This window comes from Gordonia sp. ALPHA1B1, assembly GCF_005502615.1.
GTDB lineage: Bacteria > Actinomycetota > Actinomycetes > Mycobacteriales > Mycobacteriaceae > Gordonia > Gordonia hongkongensis.
The window spans coordinates 68,680-88,610 of sequence record NZ_SCOC01000002.1; the positions used below are offsets into that span (position 1 = coordinate 68,680).

Sequence of the window (19,931 nt, forward strand, 5' to 3'; positions counted from 1 at the left end):
CTGAACCTCTCTACAGTGCCTCCCCGGCCCGGGGTCCGGGCCGGGGAGACACTGTCATTCTCGTGACCGTCGGCATGACACGACGCACCACGGAAAACCGGACCTACTGGAAGGTGCCGTTCTCGACCATCTGACGGGTCTCCAGGCGACGGATCTTGCCGGATGTGGTGCGCGGCACCGAGTCCGGCGCGACGAAGATGACTTCGGCGGGCATGATCCCGCACGCCGACGCGACCTCGGAGTTGACCTCTGCACGCGCCTGGTCGGGATCGGACCCCTTGTACTCGGCGAGGATCACCAGGCCCGGCCGGGCCGAACCCTCCCCCCGCGCCATGGCGACGACGCCGCCGCGACGCACGCCGGCGACTTCGGCGGCCGCGCGCTCGATCTCGATCGGGAACAGGTTGCGGCCCGCGACGATGATGACCTCCTTGGCCCGGCCGCAGATCACCAGCCGATCGTCGATCAGGTAGCCGAGGTCGCCGGTCGAGAACCATTCGCCCGCACCGAGATCGGCGTCGCCCAGGTAGCCGCGCATCATCGACGCGCCGCGGATCTCCACGTGTCCGACGTTGCGCCCGTCGATGACCGGGACGTCGACATTCGGCTCGACGATGCGAACCTGCATGCCGCCCAGCGGCTTACCGAGGATCGCGTACCGGCGGCGAATGGGCTCGCCACCGCCGGGCGGGGTCACGGCGACCTCGTCGTAGTGCACCCCCTCGCCGACCGCGGGCATCGTCACCGCGCAGGCGGATTCGGCCATTCCGTAGGCGGGTGCCGCGGCGGAACGATCGAATCCGAACGGAGCGGTCGCCTCGAGGAACTTGTCGAAGGCGTCGGCGTCGATCGGCTCACCGCCGCTGATCGCGACGCGCAGGTGTGAGAGGTCGATGTCGCGCAGCAGTTTGCCGTAGCGGCCGAGGATGTCGTAGGCGAAGTTCGGCGCCGCGGTGACGGTCGTCTTGGTCTCGGTGAGCCACTGCATCCACTTGAAGGGCGCCGCCGCGAAGGCGGTGTTCGGCACGATGTAGGCGGGGATGCCGGTGGTCATCCCGGCGAGCAGGAACATCAGACCCATGTCGTGGTAGAGCGGCAGCCAGCTGAACCCGGTGTCGCGGGTGCGGTGGAGGCCGAGCCGGCTGACCAGTTCGATGGCGTTCGAGTAGACGGCCGAGGCCGTCAGGGCGACGGTCTTGGGGTCTCCGGTCGATCCGGCGGTTCCCTGGAGGACGGCGATGGTGTTGCCGTTGACGTTGCGGGCGACGAAGTCGGTGGTGTCGGCGCCGAGGCCGTACTCGCCCACTCGCGCGATGTGCAGCCGTCCCTCGACCTTCGACAGCAGATCGAGCTGGGCTCCGCTGCCGAGGACGGTGCCGACGCCGATCGACACGTACCGGTGGTAGGTGTTCTGCGCCCATCGCTCCTCGTCGGCCCCCCGGATGGGGCCCGGCAGGATAGTGACCGGAACACCGGCGAGCCACGCGCCCTGGATGGCGGCGATCAGGTCGACCGTGGGGTCCCCGATGAGGCCGAGCGCCTGCGGCTCGTGCAGTTCGCTGTCGGCCAGCAACTGGACCGCGATCTGCTCCGCGCGGGCATGGACCTCGCGCCACGGCGCCGTCACCCACTCGCCGGTGTCGGAGTCCAGGACGGACAGACTCGTATCCCCCGCCAGCATCGCCTCACGAACGGTGGCCGCCAACGCATTGGTCGAGCCCGCTTCCTCCAGGATCACGCTGTTCTGCGACATTCTCGTTTCCCGTTCTCGCCAGCACCTGGCGTCGGTCGTCTGATCGTCTTCCGGTCGTGTGAGCGACCGAGTGGTCATACCGCGGGTCGTCCCCGACCGCTGGTCTCGCGAACACAACTGCTCGCACCATTTGGGTAGGGTAGCCTAATCTTTCTCGGACACAAGACCCAGAGTCGATCATCGCGACTACGTGATCCGCGTCATCCGATGAGACGAGTTCGCGAAACTTAGGCTAACCTAATTCGCGTCGGCTCGCGGGGCTCTCGCCGGCATTGCCCAGAGATTGGGCGGAGCGGTTAGTTAGTATAACCTACCCTAAATGCGGGTTCCCCGGACTGAGTAAACATGTCACCGAACTGCGAGAGGCACGCCGGCTGATGGCCACGAATTCCCAGACCACGGATCTTGTCACCGCGGCCGACATCGTCGCCGAGGTGTCCGAGGCCCTCGGCCTGACGCCCGAGTCGATCGACCCTGAGCAGGACCTCATCGCCCAGGGACTCGACTCGCTGCGGATGATGCGACTGGCCGGCACCTGGCGCAAACGCGGCCTCGACGTCGACTTCGCCCGCCTCGCCGCACAACCCACGGTCACGGCCTGGGCGGCACTTCTGCGCTCCCCGGCCGGTCGGCCGAGCGACGCGAACCCGGCCGGTGCCGGCGCGGCAGCCGCCGCGACCTCGGACATCCGCGACGAGGTGGCCACGGCGCTCGGCGTGACCCCCGAGTCGATCGACCCGGAGCAGGACCTCATCGCCCAGGGACTCGACTCGCTGCGGATGATGCGACTGGCCGGCACCTGGCGCAAACGCGGCCTCGACGTCGACTTCGCCCGCCTCGCCGCGCAACCGACCATCACCGCGTGGGCGGCGTTGCGGGGCGGCACACCCGCGCCGACCACCGACGACATCGCACCTTCGTCATCGGAGCCGACCGAAGGACCGTTCCCCCTCGCTCCGATGCAGCACGCCTACTGGATCGGCAGGTCGGACAGCCACGCGTTCGGCAATGTCGCCGCTCACCTCTACATCGAGTTCGACGGTTCCGACGTCGATCCCGACCGCTTCACCTCGGCGATGGCCGCGCTGCTGGAACGCCACCCGATGCTGCGCGTCCGAGTGCTTCCCGACGGCACCCAGGAGATCGGCCCGGCACACCCCGAAGCCATTGCGGTGCACGACCTTCGGGAACATTCATCGGAGACGGTCGAGCAGGTCCTGGCGGCCCGCCGCGCGAACGGCACACACCGCGCGCTGCCGGTCGACGAGGGAGCGGTGATCCGCGCCGAACTGAGTCTGCTGCCGGGGAACTCGACCCGTGTCCATCTCGACGTCGACATGATCGCCGCCGACGCGATGAGCTACCGCGTCCTCGTCGACGACTTCGCTCGCCTGTACCGCGGCGAGTCCCTGCCGGAACTCGGCGTCACCTTCGCGACGATCACCGCGGATCGCACGTCGCGGGAGATCCGCGACGACGACGTGACCTGGTGGCGCGAAAGGATTCCCACACTCCCCGGCCCGCCCGAACTCCCGCTCGACGAACGTGCGATGCGCGGCGATGTCGAACCGCACAGCGTCCGCCTCCACCATTCGGTGTCCGCGTCGGACTGGAAGCGACTCGAGGAGCACGCGCACCGGCGCGGCGTCACCCCCGCGGCCGCGGTGGCCGCAGTCTTCGCCGAAGCCGTCGGAACACATTCGGCCACACCGCGATTCCTGCTCACGGTACCGTTGTTCGATCGTCCTCAGGTCCATCCGGACGTCGAGCGGGTGGTGGGCGACTTCACGTCGTCGATCCTCGTGGGCGTCGACCTGAGTGAGCCGGCGACGCTCGCCGAACGTGCGCGATCGATGCGGACATCGATGCACGAGGCCGCCGCGCACGGTTCGATGAACGGACTGGACGTGCTTCGCGAACTGAGTCGCCACCGGGGCGAACCGGTGGTCTCGCCGATCGTGTTCACCAGCGCGCTGGGACTGGGAGACCTGTTCTCGCAACAGGCAACCGACGTGCTGGGCGATCCGTCGTGGATCGTCTCGCAGGGTCCGCAGGTACTGCTCGACGCACAGGTGACCGAGGTGGCCGGCGGGCTGCTCCTCAACTGGGACGTCCGCGCCTCCGACCTCGAACTCACCACCGCACGTTCGATGTTCGACCACTATGTCCGTCTGCTCGGGCTCCTCGTCGACGGTGAATGGGATGCGCCCGCGCCGGACCCGATCACGGCCGAGGTTCGAGCACAGCGCCTTTCGGTGGAGAGTCCACTACCGGCCACCGACACCTTCGACGGCACCCTGCACGGAACCTTCTTCGCCCGCGCCGCCGAGCGTGCCGGGACACCGGCAGTCGTGTCCGACGCACGCATCTGGACCCACGCCGAATTGGCCGACGAGGCCCGCCGAGTCGCCGGAGCCCTGGTCGCAGCCGGGGTCACACCGGGTGACACGGTCGTCGTGCACCTCCCCAAGGGCGGCGACCAGATCGTCGCCGCGCTCGGAGTGCTCGCCGCCGGCGCGGCCTACGTCCCGATCGCCCCCACCCAGCCCCGGGCGCGCCGCGAGCGCATCGTCGACGTCGCCACCCCGGCCGCAATTCTCACCTCCGAACCCTCCGCCTGGACCTCTGCCGAAGCCACCGTGCTCGAGGTGGACGACGCCCGACGCACCGATCCGGTCGACCCGGTCGCGATCGGCGGCGACGCCCTCGCCTACGTCCTGTTCACCTCGGGCTCCACCGGATTGCCCAAGGGCGTACAGGTTCCGCACCGGGCCGCGGTCGCCACGATCACCGACCTCGTCGACCGGTATGCGATCGGAGCCGACGATCGCAGCCTGCAGGTGTCCTCGCTGGAGTTCGACCTCTCGGTCTTCGACATCTTCGGCCTCCTCGCCGTCGGCGGCGCCGTCGTCGTGCCCGGCGACGACGAGCAGACCAAGGTCGACGACTGGGCGCGGCTGCTCACCCAGCACTCGGTGAGCGTGCTCAACTGCGTGCCGTCGATCCTCGGCATGCTCCTCGATCTCGCCCCCCTGCCCGCGTCGCTACGGATGATCATCATGGGCGGCGACAAGGTCGACGTGTCGCTGCTCGAGCGCGTCGGCGCACAGCTGCCCGATTGTCGCGTGGCCGGCCTCGGCGGGACCACCGAGACGGCGATCCATTCCACCATCTGCGAAGCGGATGCCGTCCCGGCCGGAATGGCGTTCGTGCCGTATGGGATTCCGCTACGCGGCGTCCGCTGCCGGGTCGTCGACGACGCCGGCCGCGACCGCCCCGACCTCGTGCCGGGTGAACTGTGGATCGGCGGAGCCGGCGTGGCCGACGGTTACCGCGGCGACCCGGAGCGCACCGCCGATCGTTTCGTCGAGCACGAGGGACAGCGTTGGTACCGCACCGGCGATCTCGCGCGCTACCTCCCGGGTGGCTTCCTCGACTTCCTGGGCCGCGCCGACCACATGGTCAAGATCCGCGGGTACCGCGTCGAACTCGGTGAGGTCGAGGCCGGGTTGCTGGGTCTGGCCGGGGTGGGCTCGGCCGTCGCCTGGTCCGACGGTCGCGACCTGCGTGCCGCGGTGGTACTCACCGACGGATCGACCGAGGACGACGCCGCCCTGCGGGCCCGGTTGTCGGAAGCCCTTCCACCGCACATGGTCCCGCGGTCCATCACGGTCCTGGACCGGTTCCCGCTGACGCCGAACGGCAAGCATGATCGCAAAGCCATCGCCGCCGGCGTCCGGTCCGACGACGACGCCGTCGAGGCGGTCGCGCCGCGCGGCCCGGTCGAAGAGGCCCTCACCCTGATCTTCGGCGAGGTCCTGCCGACCCCGCCCGTGAACGTCACCGAGGACTTCATCTCCCTCGGCGGCGATTCCGTCCAGGCCACCCGGGTGGTCGCACTGACGCGCCAGTGGCTCGACGCACCCGGCCTCTCGGTCGCCGACATCTTCTCCCGGCGGACGATCGCGGGGCTCGCCGGACGACTCACCGAACTCGGCGGGGAACGCGCCGAGTTCGTGGCACAGACCTTCCTCGACGTCCTGCAACTCACCGACGAACAGGTGGAGGCCGAGATCGCGCGCGGCTGAGAGCATCCGGCACCTTCTCCGGCACCCCAACAGACCACCACCCAGAGCAAAGGCATCATGACCATTTCCTCCGCCCCGACCTACGACCTGACCTCGGTCGACCTCGACGACGTATCGCACGCCGCGACGGTCCACGGATGGCTCACCCATCCCAAGGCCAAGTACTGGGACATGCTCGACAGCTCGGCTGCCGACGTGGAGAAGATGATTCGCGAGTCGGCCGAGGCCACCGCCGGCACGCCCCACGGAATGCGCCTGGGTTACCACGACGGGCGCCCGCAGTTCCTGTTCGAGCTCTACGACCCGGCCACCAGCGAACTCGCCGCCCCCTCCAGCGGTTACGTACCCGCCGACGGTGACATCGGCATGCACCTGCTGGTCGCCCACGCCGAACAGTCCCTGCCGGGCTTCACCGGCGCGGTGATGCTGCACATCATGCGGACCGCGATCCTGGAGGTCGGCGCCGCGCGCGTCGTCGTCGAGCCCGACGTCCGCAACAAGGCCGTGCACCGCCTCAACGCGAGTGTCGGCTTCCGCGTCGACGGCGACTACCCCGTCGGGAACAAGACCGCGCACCTGAGCTACTGCACCCGAGCCGACTTTCTCGAGGTGACCGACAACGGCAAGTCCGTCGGACCCGTCGAGGTCACGGACCTGGGGGCGTAGATCGTTGACTCTCCAGGACATCGGAACCATTCCGGGATTCGCGACGCGCACGGCCGGGGGGTCGGGTGCGCGAAGCCATCGCCAGACGTACCACACCAGGATCGCGAAGAAGATCCTCGCCGAGTTCTCCCACGAGCGGGCACTCGCCCCGGTGGCGAGTGGCGACGGGTACGTCGTCTCCTCCGCCGACGGCCGCACCGACTACCACTTCCGCGCCGACCGACTCGCCCTGGACAGCTGGGCGATCGACGAGTCGACGCTGCGTCGTGTGCGCGACGGCGCCGAACTCCCCGTCGACGCGGTGGCGATGATCGTCGACCTCGCCCCGTTCCTGGGGATCGGTCCCCAGGCGCTGCCGGAGTACCTCGAGGAGTTCATCAACACCCTGGCGATCAGCGCCGACCGTCCGGACGAACGACGCATCCCGGCAACGGATCTCGCTCACGCCGACTTCCAGACCATCGAGGCGACGATGACGGAGGGGCACCCGTGCATCGTCGCCAACGCCGGCCGTCTTAGTTTCAGCGCGGACGACATCGAGCGCTACGCCCCCGAGGTGGGCAACCACTTCCGACTCGTCTGGCTCGCCGTCCGTCGCGAGGACTGTGACGTCGCCACCGTCAGCGACGTCGACTACGACGCGCTGCTCCTCGACGAGCTCGGACCCGAGACGCTGTCCGACTTCGGGGACGCCCTGCGCGAAGTCGGTTGTGACCCGGCCGATTACCGGTACCTCCCGGTGCATCCCTGGCAGTGGGTCGAGAAAGTACGCAAGCTCTACTCCGCCGACATCGCCGACCAGCGCATCGTCGAGGTCGGCACGAGCCCCGACCTCTATCAGGCACAGCAGTCGATCCGCACGGTGTTCAACGCGACCACCCCGACCCGCAACTACGTCAAGGTCGCACTGTCGATCGTGAACATGGGTTTCACACGCGGGATGTCGGCCGACTACATGCGGACGACGCCGCTGATCAACAACTGGGTCCGTGGACTCGTCGCCGACGACCAGTACCTCGCCGCGATCGGCTTCGAGATGATCTTCGAGGTCGCGGCGATCGGTTACCGCAGTCCGACGTTCACGCCGATCACGCAGCCGGGGTCGGAGTACCGCAAGATCCTGTCCGCGCTGTGGCGACAGAGCCCGGTGCCGCTGGCAGCCGCCGACGAGCAACTGTCGACCATGGCCGCGCTGCTTCACGTAGACCACCTGGGGGAGCCACTGGTCGGCGCGTTCATCGACCGTTCGGGTGTTCCCGCGACCGAGTGGATCCGTCGCTACCTGCGCACCTATCTGCACCCCATCGCCTACCTGCTCTACCGATACGAGCTGAAGTTCTCACCGCACGGGGAGAACCTCATCCTCGTTCTCGCCGAGGGCATCCCGGTGCGAGCGATCCTCAAGGACATCGGCGAGGAGGTATCGGTGTTCGGCGAGGCGGACGGACTCCCGGAGAGTTGCGCCCGCGTCCGGACCACCGAACCGGACGAGATCCGCAACCTGGGTGTGCTGTCGGACGTCTTCGACGACTTCCTACGTCCACTCGCCGAGATCCTGCACACGCACGGCATCATCGGCGACGACGAGTTCTGGTCACTGGTGGCCGAGAGCCTGCGTGAGTTCGTCGCCGCCCACCCCGATCTGGAAGACAGGTTCGCTCGCTGGGATCTGTTCGCACCGGAGTTCGGGGCGGTGCACATGAACGGGCTGCAACTGCGCAACAACAAGCGCATGGTCGACATCGAGGACTCCTACGCATCGCTGATCGACGCGGGTCACCGGCTCGTCAATCCGATTGCGCCGCCGAGGGACCGGTGACGGAGATGACCACCACCCGCACCCACGCACCCGACGACGTGGAGATCCTGCGTGATGACCACGGCATCCCGCACGTCCTCGCCACGACGCCGCGCGGAGCTCTGTACGGACAGGGCCGGGCATGCGGCGAGGACCGGCGCTGGCAGATCGAGTTCATGCGGCTGCGCGCCGAGGGACGCACCGCCGAGGTCTTCGGGGCCGGCTGCGTCGAATGGGACACCTTCGCCCGCCGCGCCCAGCTCGACGTGGCGGCGAAACGCATCTTCGACGCATCGTCCACCCGCACCCGGGAACTGGTCACCGCCTACGCCGACGGCGTGAACAGCACCCTCGGCGACCTCGAGAAGTCCTCTGCTGCACCGGAACTCGAGGCGTTGGCGCATCGCCCGCTGCCGTGGCGGCCGTGGACGCCGATCTCGGTGTTCATCATGCACCACGTGCTCTTCGGGCGGTTCACCACGAAACTCTTCCGCCTGCACGCCTGCCGCACGCTCGGTCTGGATGCGCTGCGGTTCTGGGACTTCGAGACGCGGGAGACCGACCCCACGGTGCCCGCGATGCCCGATGAGGCGTTCCTGGGGGAGATCCTCGCGATCACCCGCCCGGCGTCGCCCGAGCAACCCGCCCCGGCGGTGGACCTCGGCGATCCGATGTCGGGCAGCAACGCCTGGGGTGTGTCCGCCGAGCGGAGCTCGACCGGTGCACCCATCGTCGCCGGCGACCCGCATCGATTCCTCGAACTGCCGGGCATCTATCAGCAGTTCCACCTCGCCTCGACAGGTCCGCACGAAGCGTTCGACATGGCCGGGTTCGCCTTTGCCGGCGTCCCGGGAGTCCCGCACTTCTGTCAGGGCGACGACATCGCTTGGGGCATCACGAATGCCATGGGCGACTATCAGGATCTGTACCTCGAGCGATTGACGCGCGACGAGGCCGGCACGCTCCTGGTCGAGGTACCGGGCGGCGGGCGGGTGCCGGCCGGGGTGAGCACCGAGACGATCCTCGTCCGGGATGCCGAACCCGTTGCCGTGCAGCTCCTCACCACCCCGAACGGTGCGGTCGTCTTCGGCGGCCCCGACGAGTCGTTCGCGATGAGCATCCGGTCCCCGCTGCTCACCGAAGAAGTCACCTTCGACGCGCCGATCGACCTCCTCTTCGCGCACACCGTCGCCGATGTCGAAGCAGCCCTGACGAAGTGGGTCGAGCCGGTCAACCGCGCGGTCATCGCCCACGCCGACGGCACCGTCGCCACCCACGTGGCCGGCCGGGTGCCGGTCCGCGCGCCCGAGAACTACTGGTTGCCGGTCCCGGGCTGGGACGAGCGCTACCAGTGGCGCGGATACGAGACGGGTTCGCTCGGTGACCCCGGCTTCGACGCGACCCTCCGCAGCAGCATCACCGTCACCGCCAACCAGCGGATGTCCGATGTGCCCGCGTTGCAGCCGCTCACGAGTGAGTGCGTCGAACCGTTCCGCGCCGACCGGATCACCGCGCGGCTCGACGGTCTCGGTTCGGTGAGTCCGGCGGATTGCGCCGACATCCACACCGATGTCCGGCTCGAGCAGGCGAGCGTCGTCCAGGAGTTGCTGTCACGCGTACGCGGCGCCGACGCCGAGGCCGAGGGCATCCGGGAGCGCCTGGTGGCGTGGGACCGGTCGATGACCGCCGACAGCACCGACGCGTACCTCTATGCCGAGTTCCGTACCCAGTTGGTCCTCGGGGTCGCGAGTACCGACGTGCTCGCGCCGCTGCGCGGGCCGCACGGATTCCCGGCGGTGTTCCAGCCGTGGTTCGTGCCCGAGCCCCGTCTCGCGACCGCGCTGACCTCCGTCGTCGCCAACACGGCGGGGATCGGCATAGACATCGAGGCCGCGGCGGTCGCCGCCCTCGATGCCGTGGTGGCCCGGATCGGGACCTTCGGTTCGACGCCCACGTGGGGCAGCGTCCATCGCCTGGCACCGATCCACGGATTCGACCTGGTCGGCGCGTCGCCGCAGCACCCGGATCTGTTCGCCACCCTTCGTCCGACTCCCCTGCCCCTGGCGGGGGACGCCGAGTGCGTCTTCGCCAACGCCGCGGCGGTCGGCACCCACCTGTGCATCACGGGTGCCGCCGCACGCTACGTGTGGGACCTCGCCGACCGCGGGGCGAGCCGCTGGATCGTCCCGCTGGGCGTGAGCGGTGATCCCCGTTCCGATCACTTCCAGGACCAGGCGCCGCGGTGGGCGGCGGGCGAGCTGATCGAGGTCGTCCGCGACTGGGATGTGTTGCGTGGCACGACCGCAGCAGCGTCGACACCGTCCACCGCCACATCGACCGAGAGGGAACCATGCCCGCGTTGACCGAAGCGCGACTGACGCTGTTGCGTCGTCGAATCGCGCAGGCCAGCGAACCCGCCCAGACGGCGCCCGCGACTGACGAACCGAGGGCCTCCGTGCCGTTCGGCGAGTTCGGCACCGCCGAACGGCGGATGTGGCGGATCTACGAACTGGATCCGGAATCGGTGTCGCACAACATCGGACTCGTCCTGCAGTTCGGCGGTACTCGAACGCTCCGATCGGTCGTCGCCTCCGCCGAGCTACTCGTCGAGCGCTTCGGGGTCCTGAGCTCGGTGGTCGAGGTCGACGACGCGGGCACGCCGCGTCGCCGCGCCGTGTCGCACGCGGGATCGTGGGACGCATCGGGCACGGTGTGGACCTGGGGCCTGCCGGACGCGGAGGCAACCGGACCCGTCGACGATGCCGACGCGATCGCGACCGCGCTGACCCGCACGCCATTCGATCTGACGTCGGATGTGCCGCTCCGGCTTCGGGTCTCGGGCTCGGACGGCGACGTCACGATGATCCTCGTCGTGCACCATCTCGCCGTCGACGACACCTCGTGGCCGCTGCTGCTGGGCACCCTGGTGTCGGGTTCGTGGCCCGGGGACGTCACCGCCGACTCCCGCCCGGTCACACCAGATTCCACGGCCGCCTCGGCAGCCGCCGAGGACGCGGTGCGCCACGCCCTCACGACCTGGGCCGCCGACGACGTCCGCTATCCGCTCAGCGGCGAGTTGCCCACCGAGAGTGCCGCCGACAGCTGGCTCTCGCCGATGGACGACCGCGACGGCATCAAGGTCGCCGCCCCGGTTGCGGCCGACTCGCTGGCCGCTTTCGGCCGGGTCGCCCAGACCGTCGGGGCCACCCCGAACGCGTTGCTGATCGGCGTGTGTTCGCTGGCCGCGTATGCCCTGACCGGCGCCGCCGATCACGTCCTGGTGGTGCCGGCCGACAACCGTCGTCGGACGCAGTCACCCCAGAACGTCGGATACTGCGGCAACATCATCCCGATGCGGTTCCGCATCGACCCCGACGCCACCGTCGAGCAGGCTCTCCGGGACGCGGGCGCGGTCATCTACCGATCGATGGAACACTCCGGCACCGACTTCGGGCCGATCCTCACCGCGTTGCGACAGCAGGGCGGCCGTTTTCCCGTCATCGAGATCATGGCGTCGGTCCGGCCCGCACCGCTGCGCGGAATCCCACAACCCGCCGACGCCCCGGTCACCTGCCGGTCGGTGTTCAACGGGATCGCCAACTACCCGCTCTCGATCGCCTTCGAGGCCGACGACGAGAGCACCCACGTCGAGGTCGACCACCAGCCGGGGATCGTCCCCGACGCGGTGGCCGACCGCGCCACCGCAGTACTCACCGCACTCGTCGATCTGATTCCGACGTCGTTGCACCAGAACGTCTCCGCACTCGTCGAAACCCTCGCCGAGAGCGCACCACAGAAGGGCAGCGCCGGATGACCGGCCTGCCACCGCGCCACCGCGCACCAGAGTCAACAGGGGGGAACTCAGTGTCCGAAGACCGCCAGTCCGTATGGGGTGCCTCGCGATTCGCCCGTCCCGGCGATGGCTGGGCCGACGTCGGGCGCGGCTTGGCCGAGGTCGCGGCCGCGGTCGGCGACGACCATCACGGCGCCCCGCTGCCGAGCGGTGACCCCGTCGCGGTGCTCGGCGGGGTGACGGCACTACTCGGCCCGCACGGAGTTCCGGAGAACGGGATCGGCGAGTCCGAGGCGCTGACCCGACTCGCCCGCCTGGTGGCCGAGTTCGGACTGGACCTCACCCATCCGATGGCCGCGGCGCATCTGCAACCCGCTCCGCTGTCGGTCGCGGTCGCCGCCGACGCCCTGGCCTCGGCCACCAATGCCTCACTCGACACCTACGATTCCGGCCCGGCCACACTGGCGCTCGAGACCTGGACCGTACAGTCGCTGGCTCGTATGGCCGGGTTCGGCGAACATGCCGGCGGTGTCTTCAGTCCCGGTGGATCGATCTCGAATCTGCTGGCGCTCATGATCGCTCGCGACCACACCGCTGCCCGGCGGGGCATCGACGTGCGGCACGACGGCGTCGGCGCGTTGCACCGCCCGGTCGTCTTCTGCTCGCGCGTGGCGCACTTCTCGGTTCACCGCGCCTGTGCGGCACTGGGGCTGGGCGAGACCGCGGTCATCCCGGTCGAGGTCGACTCGCATCACCGGATGATCCCGGAGGCGCTGGAGACGGCCATCCGCGAGGCCGGCGCGGCGACCCCGCTGGCGATCGTCGCCACCGCGGGCACCACCGACTTCGGTACCGTCGACCCGCTCGGGGAGATCGCCGACATCGCCGAGCGGCACGAGATCTGGATGCACGTCGACGCCGCCTACGGATTCGGCTCGCTGTTCTCCGACCGTCTCGCCGGTCTGCTCACCGGCGTCGAACGCGCCGACTCGGTCACCCTCGACCTGCACAAGGTCGGTTGGCAACCGGCGGCCGCGAGCCTCATGCTGCTGTCCGACGCCGATCGCTTCGTGTCCCTGAACCGTTCGGTGGCCTACCTCAACCCCGACGACGACGTGGAGGCCGGGTACAGCGGCCTCCTGGGTCAGACGCTGCAGACGACGCGACGTCCCGACGTCCTCAAGGTCGCGGCGAGCCTGCTCGCCTACGGACGCCGCACTCTGGGTGACATGCTCGACAAGTGCAACGACCTCGCGGTGTACGCCGAACAGCGAATCGCCACCGAACTGCAGCTCGAGCTCATCGCACCGGTCACGTTGACCACCGTCGTGTTCCGGTATCGGTGCACCGATCTCGACGCGGTCAACGGCGAACTGCGGCGTCGGTTGATCGCCGACGGCAAGGCACTCATCGGCCGTACCCAGGTCCGGGTGCCCGGTGAGGAAGAGCCCCAGACCTGCCTGAAGCTGACCCTCCTCAACCCGGAAACCTCGGAGAGCGACATCGACGAGCTGTTCGATGAACTGTTGCGCGTCGCGCTCGAGGTGGAGTCGGAAGGCACCGCCGCACCCGGCGCGGAAGTCCACAGTGAAGAAATGGTGAGAGTGTCCGAATGACCCCAGAAGAGAAGACCACTGTCGAGAACGTAGACGTACTCGCGATCGGTTGCGGCCCATTCAATCTGGGCCTCGCCGCGCTCGCCTCGACGCTCGACGACGTGAACCTCCTGGTCGTCGACTCGCGAGACGAGTTCCGGTGGCATCCGGGCCTGATGTTCGACGACGCCACCCTCCAGGTGAGCTTCCTGTCGGACCTGGTGACGCTCGTCGACCCGACCCATCCGCTGTCGTTCCTGAACTACATGGCCGACATCGATCGCATGTACCGGTTCCTGGTACGCGAGGACTTCTTCCCGACCCGCATCGAGTACGAGGCCTACCTGCTCTGGTGCGTGTCCCGGCTCGACTCGCTCCGGTGGGGCACCACCGTCGACGACGTGGCCTGGGACGCCGAGGCCGACGCGTTCCGGGTGACCGTGCACACCGGCGCGAGCTCCTCGACGGTCATCGCACGACACGTGGTGGTCGGCATCGGCACCGAACCGTTCGTCCCGCAGGCACTCTCGTCGGACTCGCCCGCGGTGGTCCACAGCTCCGACTACCTGTTCAACCAGGAGAAGGCGCTCGCCGCCGACACCGTCACCGTCATCGGCTCCGGCCAGTCGGGTGCCGAGATCGTCATCGATCTGCTGGAATCCAACCTACGCGGCGGCCCCGCGGTCCGATGGTGGACGCGCACACCATGGTTCGCGCCGCTGGACTTCACGAAGCTCTCGCTGGAGATGACCACGCCGGCCTACATGGACTACTTCCACAGCCTTCCCGAGGCCGCACGGGATCGGGTTCGCCCGCAGCACTGGCAGTTCCACAAGGGCATCTCCACCGACACCCTGGAGCGCCTGCACGACCTGCTGTACCGGCGCCAGTTGCAGGACAAGCTCAACCCGGTGCAGCTGCGGATCTCGGTCGAGGTCGAAGGCATCGACACCCTCGCCGACGGCAAGCTCCGGGTCCGCGGCCGTCACCTCGACACCGGCTCCGAGCTGGCCCACACCACCGACATGGTCATCGCCAGTACCGGCTACCAGGCCCGCAGGGCGGACTTCCTGGCCCCGATCGAGTCTGCGCTGCACCGGGATTCGCGCGGACGCCTGGTCATCGGCGCCAACCACGAGATCGAGACCGACGACGCCCTGACCAACCGGATCTTCGTCGCCAATGCCGAGGAGCACGCGCACGGCGTCTCGGCCCCGAACCTCGACATCGGCGCGGTCCGCAACGCACGCATCCTGAACACCGTGCTGGGCCGCGAGGCCTACCGCCTGCCCAGGCACACCGCGTTCACAAGTTTCGGCGCCTCGGACGACGACGACATCGTCGCGCCGTAACCCGCTAGCCGGCTCACGGCCCGATCCGCCACGTGCGGCTCGGGCCGTTGTCGTTGTTGCGAAGTGGCTTCGACACGGCTCCTCACTGCGCTCGTCGCCTGCTCAACCAGCGGGGGTGATCCGCTGCGCTCGTCGCCTGCTCAACCAGCGGGGGCGATCCGCTGCTCCCTGAGGTGCGAGGAGCGATAGCGACGGGCACCCCCCCTGCTCCCTGAGGTGCGAGGAGCGATAGCGACGGGCACCCCCCCTGCTCCCTGAGGTGTGAGGAGCGATAGCGACGAGCCACGAAGGGTCCGGCGACCCCGAAAACCAACTCGCCCTCCACATTCCGCGGAGGGCGAGTTCGTTTCAGACCGAGCTCAGTTGGACGCCGCGGCGAACGACGGCTTCAGCAGGTCGAGGACGTACGGGATCGAGTTCGGCGTCGGCGCGTTGAGACCCGTGATCTGCGACTGGGTCATGAACGTGACGGCGTTGTCCTTGACCGCCTTCAGGTTCTTGTACCCGGGCAGCGACTTCAGGGTCTCCGCCTGCTCGGGGGTGGCCGTGGCCACGACGAGTACGTCGGCGTCGAGCATCGGGATGTTCTCGGTGCTCAGCCCGAAGCGCGGCTGGCCGGTCCGCTGGTACTCGGCGACCAGCTTGGGAGCCATCTTCATCCCGAGCGAGGTGAACAGCTTTCCGGCGCCGTCGTTCTCGTCGCCGAGCACCGACAGCTGGTCGTTGCCGTACATGAACGCGAAGGCGTAGGTCTTACCCTTCAGATCCGGGTACTCCTGCGCCACCGCCGCGATCTTCGCGTTGGTGTCGTCGATGATCGACTTCGCCTTCTCCGGGTCGTGCAGCACGGTGCCCATCACCGTGACCATGTCCTGCCAGGGATCGATCTCCTGGTCGCTGATGGCATTGACCGTCGGGGCCAGCTTCGAGATCTGCTGGAACTCCGGGCTGTCCGAGGCGAAGCCGGGTGCGAAGATCAGGTCCGGGTTCAGCTTGGCGATGGTCGTCGCGTCGTCGCCCTTGGTGGGATCGACGAACGTCGCGTCGGCCAGCTTCTCGCCGTACCACGGCTGCATCTCGCCGGTCGCCGACTTCGAGTAATCGTAGTACCCCACCGGCGTCTCACCGAAGGACAGAACGACGTCGGTCCATTGATCACCCAGGGTCACGATCCGCTCCGGGGTGTCCGGGATCGTCACCGACCGGCCGTCCGGAAGGTTGAGTTGAACGGTGCCACCGGCGGATTCGTCATCCGAGCTCGAGCAACCGGCCAGCAGGCCCGCGAACAGGAGTGCACTCGCGGCGAGTGCGCCCAGGCGTGGTCGTGAAATCACGTGAAGATCCCCCAATGGGTTGTCGGTGTCGTCCGGCGGACCGGACCGTGTCACCCCGCGCGGTCAGAGCGAGCAGGGCAGCAGGACGAATCCCGCGATGGTGCAGACGCTTCGGTTGGAGAGCTTCCACTTGTTGCCGCTCCACACGAACGTCATCGAGCGATTCTGGCTACCGCGGCCGACCACGCTGATCTGCAGCGGAGCGGTCAGCGTGTTGCCGCTGACCTGGACGGGCCCGACCATCTGGTAGCTGAGCCCGACGTTGCCGTAGGTCGTGATCGCGCGGGCGACGAGGTCGATCTGACGGAGCGCGCGCTCACCGCCCTCGAGTTCGGCGGCGCGTGCGGCGCGGCTGCCGTTGGAGTTCATGACGATGCGGACCTTGGTGTTGAGCTGTCCGGGCGTCAGCGCGGTCGGGCCGGCGGCAACGCTCTGCTGCGGGGCGGCCGTGGTGCCCGGCGCGGGAGCAGGTGCGGGGGCCGCACCCGGAGCCGGCGCGGCTCCTTCACCGGGAGGACCGACCGGTCCACCGATCGCTCCGCCGCCTTCGGGCACGTTTTCCGTCGGGGCCGCTGCCGGTGCGCCGGCGGGTGCGGGCTGACCGGGGACGGGCTGCTGGCCGGCAATGCCCTGCTGGGGCAGCGCGGTCTGCGCGGCACCGAGGTTGACGACGGTCGGCTGTGCGGCGGTGGCGGAGTCGTTGCGCTCGCTCACCACGATGCCCACCACGCCGATCGTCACGACGATCGCGGAGATGATGGCAGCGATGCCTGCCGACGCCAGGACGGTCGGGACGCTGACCCCGCCCGACCGGCGAGACGAACCGGTGTCCGACTCGCGGTGGTCGACCCCCGAGTAGTAATCGGCCCCGGCCGGGTCCTGGTAGTTGACGTCGTTGCTCATGTTGTTCTTTCTCCGTGTATGTCTTCGCCCCCGCCGAGCCGACGGCCACCTGTATATTGCAGCCCTCGGACCCCGGATTACAAGGCAAGCCTAAGCTCGCACCCCCGTCAGGTTGACGGGAGGGCCTCCTGCAGCACTTCGTCGAGCGCGGCCACGAACCGTTCGGCGTACCCGGGTAGCGCCTGCGCGTCGGTGACGACGCCGAACGTGGTGGTGTGTCCGAGGATCAGGGTCGTCACCGACAGCGAGTAACCCGCGAGCGGCGACAACGGTGTCAGGGTGACGATCGAGCGCCCCAGCACCGACCGGACCCGCGAGAACCCGGGGTTGATGCCGATGTGGATGTCGGGGTGCATGTGGGACATCGACGCGTTCACGATCGCGCGCTGCAGACCCCACAGCGGGGCGCGCGGCAGATCGTCGGCGGCGGCCAGGTACAGCTCCGGCTTCCGCGTCGCTATGGTTTCGAGTTCGCTTCGCGCACGGCCGATCTGACGTGACAGATCGGGCTCGTTGCCGAGCAGGTTGAGGAGCGCCACGGACACCGCGTTGCCGGTGTGCCGGAACTCGTCGTCGAGGGTCACCGGCAGTGTCACGCGGACGACGTCGGCCTGTGGGGACGCGGGCGGGTTGAGGCTGATCGCCCGGCCGATGGCGGCGAGGAGGAACTCGTGAACGGTCGCGCCGTTGCCCTTGGCAGCCTTGCGCAGCGTCCGGGTCGACGCGGCGAACAGGGCGTACTCGCGCTCGCCCGACTTCGTCAGCGCGGGCCAGGCTCGTTTCTTGCCACCGCCCGCCGCGTGCTGGTCGCCATAGGCGGCCTTCGCCTCTTTGAGTTCCTCGGGGTCGATGCCGCTGATCCGGAAGCGGGGACTTGTGGCGAATCGCTCGAACTCCGCGAGATCGTCGGGTTCCCCGTCGGCGAGGAGAGCGGCGAAGGCCGCCCCCGCGATGCCGTCGGAGATGCTGTGGTGCACCCGGAGCAGGACCCACTGTCCGACGCCTTCGGCACCCGCCGACGGCGTGAACAGGGTGATGTCCCAGAACGGGCGCGGACGCGGCAGCGGCGACTCGAGCAGTTTCGTCACCCGTCGCTGGAGATGGGCGCGATCGGTGAACCCGAACTCGGTCACGTGCTCGCCGGCATCCCAGCTGTCGTCGGCGAGCACCATTTCGGGCTTGCGCCAGCGGCCGTTGCGGATACCCAGCCGGAAGATCTCGAACAGCCCGGCCCGCTCCCGGACCCGCGTCCGCACCTCGTCGAGGCCGAGCAACGCCCCGTTGCTCTCGAGCTGCAGGATCATCGACCAGTGCATGGGCGCGCTGTCTTTGTCCATGTGCAGGTAGGTGTGGTCGGGCGGCGCGAGTTCGGTGACACGCGCGTCGGCCGGCGCCTGGCTGGCTGGGCTGTTCATGGGATGACCGCCTGGGTAAGAGGGACGATGGCTCGAGCGCTTCAGGACACCGGCGAGCCGGTGCCGTGGAGTTCGGAGTCGACGAACATGGCCTTATAACGCTCGGTGTCGGGTTTCATCGCCGCCGCGACCAGTTCCCACAGCACCTCGTCGGTGCCGCCGCCGACGCGGGCCAGTTTCATGTCCCGCCACCAGCGACCGATGGGGGATCCGGTCTCGAGGTAACCGATACCGCCGAAGATGTGCAGGCACTCCGACGCGACCTCTTCCCCGAGGTTGGCGGCGGTGGCCTTCAGCGCCGCGGCGGTGCGCAGGTTGATCTTGCCCTCCGCGGCGACACCGGCCAGCGAATAGCGCAGGACGTCGACCCTGGCCTGCAGATCGGCGACGCGCAGCCGGAGCGCCTGATGGTCGTAGAGCTTCTTGCCGAACTGGGTACGCTCCACCATCCGGGCGAGTGTCACGCCGATCATCACGTCGCACGCGGCGGCGATCTGGGCGGCCACCGAGTACCGCTCGTGCGCCAGTCCCCAGCTGATGATCGCCAGGCCCGTCCCCGGCCGGGCGATCAGCGCCTCGTCGGGAATCCAGGCGTCGATGGTCACCGGCGCGGTGTCGAGGGGCCCGGCGCCGAGTTTCGCATACGGCTTCCCCACCGTCACCGACTCGATCGGGACGGCGGCCAACGCCACGTTGCCGCCCACGTCAGGACCGTCGTCGACGCCACGGCAGACCACGAACACGTGGTCCGCGATCGGCGAGAGAGACACGAACTTCTTGTGCCCGACGACGCGGAACCCGCCGTTCTCCGGCAGGATCCGGGTCTCGGAGTTCTGTAGATCCGACCCGCCTTGCTCCTCAGAGGCCCCGATACACAGCACGGTCTCGGCGGTCAGGGCGCGCTGGGCCAGGTCTCTGAGATAGTCGTTGCGGCCGAAGCGGCGGAGGATTGCGATGGCCGAATCGTGCAGGCTCACACCCACTCCGATGGCCGCGGAGCCCAGCGCGCCGAGATGTGCGCCGAGGGCGAAATGGTCGTGGAGGTCGGTGACCTTGCGGTCCTCCCACTTGCGGACGAAGACGCCCTCGGCACCGAGGTGTTCGAGCAGGGGCCGCGGGAATCGATGATCCCGCTCGGCCTGCGCCGTCCAGGCCGTCACCTGCTCGTCGAACGCGGCGTCGAGCAGTTCGGCGTACGTCTGCACTGGGGTCTCCACAGTCATGTCGGGTCCGG

Annotated in this window: 12 protein-coding genes; 7 read left to right on the plus strand and 5 right to left on the minus strand. The window is 68.8% G+C overall.

Annotation, left to right across the window (positions count from 1 at the left end):
• Positions 1-103: 103 nt before the first annotated feature.
• A complete protein-coding gene (gene mbtM, locus FFS52_RS01490) occupies positions 104-1,753 on the minus strand; it encodes a long-chain-fatty acid--ACP ligase MbtM (RefSeq protein WP_137808598.1) in 1,650 nt (549 codons plus the stop codon).
• A 377-nt stretch (positions 1,754-2,130) separates the two neighbouring features.
• On the opposite strand from mbtM, the gene FFS52_RS01495 reads away from it, so the two are divergent.
• Genes FFS52_RS01495 through FFS52_RS01525 form a run of 7 tightly spaced genes read left to right on the plus strand, consistent with a single transcriptional unit; the run spans position 2,131 to position 15,045 of the window.
• Positions 2,131-5,841 carry a non-ribosomal peptide synthetase gene (locus tag FFS52_RS01495; RefSeq protein WP_137808599.1) on the plus strand — a complete coding sequence of 1,237 codons (3,711 nt, stop codon included), beginning with the start codon at positions 2,131-2,133 and terminating at the stop codon, positions 5,839-5,841.
• A 57-nt stretch (positions 5,842-5,898) separates the two neighbouring features.
• The gene (locus tag FFS52_RS01500; RefSeq protein WP_137808600.1) at positions 5,899-6,507 is read left to right on the plus strand and encodes a GNAT family N-acetyltransferase; all 609 of its coding nucleotides are present in this window, start codon (positions 5,899-5,901) and stop codon (positions 6,505-6,507) included.
• Positions 6,508-6,511: 4 nt separating this feature from the next.
• A complete protein-coding gene (locus FFS52_RS01505; protein ID WP_137808601.1) occupies positions 6,512-8,326 on the plus strand; it encodes an IucA/IucC family protein in 1,815 nt (604 codons plus the stop codon).
• Positions 8,327-8,331: 5 nt separating this feature from the next.
• Positions 8,332-10,668, plus strand: coding sequence for a penicillin acylase family protein (locus FFS52_RS01510; RefSeq protein WP_137808602.1), 2,337 nt, complete (start codon positions 8,332-8,334; stop codon positions 10,666-10,668).
• Positions 10,656-12,119: a condensation domain-containing protein gene (locus FFS52_RS01515; protein WP_137808603.1), complete on the plus strand. Its 1,464-nt coding sequence runs from the start codon at positions 10,656-10,658 to the stop codon at positions 12,117-12,119. Before FFS52_RS01510 ends, FFS52_RS01515 begins: the two co-directional genes overlap by 13 nt.
• A 50-nt stretch (positions 12,120-12,169) precedes the next feature.
• Positions 12,170-13,714, plus strand: a complete 1,545-nt coding sequence (locus tag FFS52_RS01520) for a pyridoxal-dependent decarboxylase (RefSeq protein WP_137808604.1) — start codon at positions 12,170-12,172, stop codon at positions 13,712-13,714.
• Positions 13,711-15,045: a SidA/IucD/PvdA family monooxygenase gene (locus FFS52_RS01525; RefSeq protein ID WP_137808605.1), complete on the plus strand. Its 1,335-nt coding sequence runs from the start codon at positions 13,711-13,713 to the stop codon at positions 15,043-15,045. The genes FFS52_RS01520 and FFS52_RS01525 overlap by 4 nt, the downstream gene beginning before the upstream one ends.
• 359 nt (positions 15,046-15,404) lie before the next feature.
• Here the strand turns inward: FFS52_RS01525 and FFS52_RS01530 are convergent, their stop codons facing one another.
• The 4 genes from FFS52_RS01530 to FFS52_RS01545 form a co-directional block, all read right to left on the minus strand.
• Positions 15,405-16,379, minus strand: a complete 975-nt coding sequence (locus tag FFS52_RS01530) for an ABC transporter substrate-binding protein (RefSeq protein WP_058251432.1) — start codon at positions 16,377-16,379, stop codon at positions 15,405-15,407.
• A gap of 63 nt (positions 16,380-16,442) precedes the next feature.
• Positions 16,443-17,282: a hypothetical protein gene (locus FFS52_RS01535; protein ID WP_058251368.1), complete on the minus strand. Its 840-nt coding sequence runs from the start codon at positions 17,280-17,282 to the stop codon at positions 16,443-16,445.
• A gap of 107 nt (positions 17,283-17,389) precedes the next feature.
• A complete protein-coding gene (locus tag FFS52_RS01540) occupies positions 17,390-18,697 on the minus strand; it encodes a wax ester/triacylglycerol synthase domain-containing protein (protein ID WP_058251369.1) in 1,308 nt (435 codons plus the stop codon).
• Positions 18,698-18,738: 41 nt separating this feature from the next.
• Positions 18,739-19,920, minus strand: a complete 1,182-nt coding sequence (locus FFS52_RS01545) for an acyl-CoA dehydrogenase family protein (RefSeq protein WP_058251370.1) — start codon at positions 19,918-19,920, stop codon at positions 18,739-18,741.
• Positions 19,921-19,931 lie beyond the last annotated feature (11 nt).